The organism is Dyadobacter sp., assembly GCF_051859145.1.
GTDB lineage: Bacteria > Bacteroidota > Bacteroidia > Cytophagales > Spirosomataceae > Dyadobacter.
Map to the genome: position 1 here is coordinate 1 of NZ_JBHYGF010000517.1, position 2117 is coordinate 2117.

The 2117-nt window shown below is 44.9% G+C and carries 2 protein-coding genes; both read right to left on the reverse strand.

The window, feature by feature from the left end; genetic code table 11:
• Window positions 1-692 (reverse strand): carboxypeptidase-like regulatory domain-containing protein (locus ACTIE6_RS23150; RefSeq protein ID WP_439558890.1); only part of this gene is annotated, 692 nt, incomplete at its 3' end.
• Window positions 693-1228: 536 nt separating this feature from the next.
• On the reverse strand, window positions 1229-2117 hold an 889-nt coding region (locus ACTIE6_RS23155; RefSeq protein WP_439558891.1), incomplete at its 5' end, for a Gfo/Idh/MocA family protein.

Genomic DNA, 2117 nt, shown 5'->3' on the forward strand with positions numbered 1-2117 from the left:
GGGTTGATGTAGTCGATCGCCTGGCTCTGCTGGTTTTGGTTACCCTGTGGCAGCATTACTCCATCCACCACATACAATGGGTTGTTGGAAGAGTTGATCGAGCTGAAACCACGGATACGTACGTTGGAGCGACCACCCGGACGTCCGGAGTTCACGTTCACCTGTACACCTGAGATTTTACCCTGCAATGCCTGGTTCAACGAAGGAGTTGGTCTTTCTTTCAGCTGCTCTTCTTTCACCGAGCCAACTGAACCTGTTAAATCAGATTTTTTAGCAGTACCGTAACCAATTACAACTACCTCGCTAAGTGCCTTGGAATCCGATTCCATTGCCAGATCGATTGTAGTTCTGTTGCCTACTTCTGCTTCCTGACCTACGTAACCAACAAAGCTGAACACAAGTGTTCCGCCATTGTCAGGTACAGTCAGTGTATAGTTTCCTGTGCCGTCTGTTGTTGTTCCGGTGCTGGTACCTTTCAAAACAACGTTCACGCCAGGAAGTCCCTCGCCATTTTCCTTGTCTGTTACTTTTCCTTTGATCGTCTTTTCGATTGCGATCACAGTTGAAGTGCGATTGTTATTAGCTACACCTGCCATCGCCACGACTGAGCATGAAAGTGCGGGCAGGAGTACTAGAGAATTTCGGATGCCCCGCATGCGGAACAACCATTGTTTGGTATTGGTATTTTTCATTTAAAGGTTAGTTAAACGTTTCTCATAAATTAGGTTTTGTAGCTTGGCTCATTTTTTAGTCATAGAAGGATTTTGGGTTAAATTGAGTACAGGACGATGAGAGTGATAATAAATGTGATTTTATTCCTATTTGAGTTCGGCCAGAATAATGCGCTGATTGTTTTTCAAAATTTTCAGATTAATCCGGCAAGTTCTTTCAATTAATCACGGGGTACGGTGATAAAACGCCTTTTCTAACAACAGGTGCGAAGTTTAGCAGGCTGCTAACAGCTCCTTGAGTGTTCTTTAAAATGGATGGTGTCAGCTTGAATTATTATAAAGTATTAAAAAGGAGTTACAATATTATAACATAGTTTTATTATTACGATAGCTAAAACATAATTATTTGTGCAAACGTTTGCATAATTTCAACTTAATAGTCACTTTAAGAAGCTAATAATCAAGAGGTTACTTATGGTGTTAAACCGAAAAAGCCTCTCTGCAATGTTGCAAAGAGGCTTTTTTATGTTGGCAGGTATTTACTGGCTCGCGGCTGATCAGATCAAATCAACAGTGCGTCCTGTACGTACCGATTCGTCACATGCAAATGCAATCTGCAAGCTTCTTACTGCATCTTCCAAATGCTCCGACAGGTCCAGATCTTCGGTAATGGCTTTCAGGAAATACAGCTGCTCGCGGTTGCAGAGCTCCTGGTGATCGGGTTCGTCTTCCAGGTTAATCCAGGTATCTTCCTGTGTAAATTCATCTTTGTCATTCAATGCAGCGTGGTGAATGCGGATCGACTCGGTTTTGGTATGTGCCTCCACAGAAGAAGATTTACCAGCGCCTCCTGCATCCTTGGCAACAATGGAAGCCGAGCCTTTCGGTCCGATTACATCTTTAACAAAAAACGCAGTTTCACTGATCATCGGGCCCCAGCCGGCTTCGTACCAGCCTACTGATCCGTCTTCAAACCAGATTTGTAATTGACCGTAATTGTAATTTCCCGCAGGAATATCTTCTGTCAATCTCGCACCGATCGCATTCACGCGAAGTGGCGTTGAGCGGGTCATTTGGCACATTACGTCAATATAATGTACACCGCAATCCACGATCGGGCTCAGACTTTTCATCAGGTTCCGGTGAACTCCCCACATATATCCGTGGCTTTGCTGGTTCAGGTTCATGCGCATTACAAGCGGTTTGCCCAGGTTTTGTGCTTCTGTCACAAACCTAGCCCACGACGGATGTACCCGCAGGATGTACCCCACCACTACCTTCTTGCCAGCTTCAATCGCTTCAGATACTACTCGTTTTGCACCTTCAACACTATCGGCAAGCGGTTTTTCGATGAATACGTGCGCTCCGGCTTTCAATGCTTTGATCGCGAAATCCTCGTGGGTGTCGGGGTAAGTGGAGATACAAACAGCGTCGGGCTTTGTTTCC